Below are 2,374 nucleotides of genomic sequence, written 5' to 3'. Positions count from 1 at the left end.
AGCGCTCCATCAGTGGCCTCTGGAACACAATTGGGCGCGTCCTCAAACTCTTCACGCCAAACGAATGCCAGAACTATTTCGCCGCCGCTGGATACGATGCAACATGATCGGATTCCGATCTAGGCCTCTTTGCCCTCCAATTCGCGGGCTTCCATCACCAGATGATGGTTGATGCGTGACCACAGCTCCAATGACCGCCATTCCGCTGGACGGTCGAGCTGGGCAGAAAATCCTTCGGCAGCATACGCCACTGGCAACGCGACGTGACGATGCAAAGCCGGGAGTTGCCGACTTCGCGCAAATCCGTGCTGCGAGGGCGACGCCGGCGGCGGGGTATGGGCAGAAAAGGCTGTACCAGTGCCCATTCCTGATCGGTCATGTCGCTTGCATAGCGTGGAGTCCGATGGGTATAGTGCCGCAGGGTGATTTCTGTCTAGGCCACCGCGAACTCCATCTGTTCTTTGCAAATCCGAAGGAATCATAACCTGTTGAAATCACACACCTCTTTTTGAGGCAGCCTCTAAAGCTGGCTTATGTGTTCCATGTGGTCTAAATGCGCTCTGACAGCGGCGCAAATTCACGAGAAAACCACCAGTCAACCCGCAGGACCGGACCATTCAGTTCTTCGACCGGTGAAATTAGTCAGGCCAATAAGGCGAGTATCGCCCCTACATCCGCAAGATTGCGAAGGATGTAGAAATGAGATAACCACGTGCAAATCAGTAAAGAGTCCGATCGACACATTAAAGGCAGGAGCCGAGTTTGACCAATCCAAACAAAGATGAAATTGACCTATATGAATTGGCAAAGGAATTTTGGCGTAAAAAACTGGTCGCTATTTCTATAACGTTTTCCTGTTTGATCCTTGGTGCGGGATATGCCTCTTTTGTGCCTCCGGTATTCGCTATCAGCGCCCAAGAAAAGGTAATGCCTTATATACCTTCAAACTGGTATCATTGTGTAGACGATACAAGTGTTTTAGACGGTACAAGGTGTTGGGCGAAGAGGTATTTGGACCCTCTCATAAACAACTTGGATCCAAAGTGGGCGGTTTCAGACCATGGACTTGTTGCTTTGCAAACGAGTGACCCTTTGCCAGAAAGCGAATATGCCGCTGAGTTGGCGCAAGCTGCATTGATAGCCAAGCGAAACATTCTGGACAGGGCCGAATTTGAATTGAAGCTGATCAAAAATTTGACGGGCTCTGAATCTTCGCTGTCGGATTCTATCGCGCTGCAAAAATTAAATTCGGCACGTGTTATTGCGATGATCGAGGCGGGGACCGAGCCAATCACTTTCTCACAGCCTATTATTACAAAAATCTCGCCAAGTATTAATGCCATTCTTGCGAGATCGTTGATTGCCGGCCTTCTTTTAAGTGCTGCATTTATTTTCATTCGATATAATATTAAATCAAGAAATCATATGGCACCTCAGTGACCGTGACCCCCTTTTGCTTTTCAAAAGGCGCTGAATCCGAATCTCTGGTGCAAATCGGAGATGTCGAAGTTCTCATGCCTGTCCGACATCAGCGCCCATGAGACAGAAAACCGGGCCGCAGACATCGGCGGTCGAGAAGACGATCAAGGACATCCGCCGCGCGACGCGCAAGCATCATTCCGCCGAGGAAAAAATCCGTATCGTGCTGGAAGGCCTTCGTGGCGAGGGCAGCATTGCCGCAATTTGCCGTCGCGAAGGGATCGCCGAGAGCCTGTCTTATAGCTGGTCAAAGGAATTTCTCGAAGCGGACAAGAAGCGTCTTGCAGGCGACACTGCCCGTTCGGCGACCAGCGACGAGGTGAAGGCGCTGCGCCGGGTCAGCTTTCAGTGGAACGTATGGCCCGCCCTGCTTGCAAGTGATTTTTTTGATCCCTGAACAGTCTGCTTCAGCGTATTCGGTCTCACGGTCATGCCGTGGCCAAGATGGATATCCGCACGTTCAGAGCCACGATAACCAACACGGTGTCCAAGAACCATTTCCACTGCTGGGCTATCAGAACGCCGATCAACTGTCAGGCCATCTCCATTCCACTCGCAAACATCGTAGGCAGCGCTCCCGGCAGCCAATTACTTAATTTACCGCGATGCCATAGGACCGCTCGTATGGCAGACCTTTGCGCAACACCGCCCACGCGATACGCGCCAGTTTGTTGGCCAGGGCCACGATGATGACATTGCGTGCGACGCCTCTGGACAACCTCGCTCTGAGCCACTGGCCGATTGGCGTGTCGCGTTGACTAAGGGTGCGCATCTGACCTGCCACTGAACTTTCATCCGGCTGCGATTAGAGCCTCGGCGGTTTTTGATACGCCAAATGGCGCGGCTTGAGCAACCGGCGGAAACGCGTAGCTTTCACATTGCGCAGCGTTGGAGC

At 52.2% G+C, this 2,374-nt stretch carries 1 protein-coding gene and 3 pseudogenes; 3 read left to right on the top strand and 1 reads right to left on the bottom strand.

Annotation, left to right across the window (positions count from 1 at the left end; genetic code table 11):
• A pseudogene (locus LQK84_RS25005) lies at positions 1-107 on the top strand (IS630 family transposase); the annotation flags it as partial.
• 15 nt (positions 108-122) lie between these two features.
• On the opposite strand, the pseudogene LQK84_RS25000 reads toward LQK84_RS25005, so the two are convergent.
• A pseudogene (locus LQK84_RS25000) lies at positions 123-427 on the bottom strand (transposase); the annotation flags it as partial.
• 335 nt (positions 428-762) lie between these two features.
• Between LQK84_RS25000 and LQK84_RS24995 the strand changes: the two are divergent.
• Together LQK84_RS24995 and LQK84_RS24990 are read left to right on the top strand one after the other, a co-directional pair.
• A complete protein-coding gene (locus LQK84_RS24995) occupies positions 763-1,440 on the top strand; it encodes a Wzz/FepE/Etk N-terminal domain-containing protein (protein WP_230831488.1) in 678 nt (225 codons plus the stop codon).
• A gap of 97 nt (positions 1,441-1,537) precedes the next feature.
• A pseudogene (locus LQK84_RS24990) lies at positions 1,538-1,816 on the top strand (transposase); the annotation flags it as partial.
• Between the last annotated feature and the right edge of the window lie 558 nt (positions 1,817-2,374).

The organism is Rhizobium sp. C4, assembly GCF_021026315.1.
GTDB lineage: Bacteria > Pseudomonadota > Alphaproteobacteria > Rhizobiales > Rhizobiaceae > Ensifer_A.
This window is presented reverse-complemented; position numbering and strand designations above follow the sequence as displayed.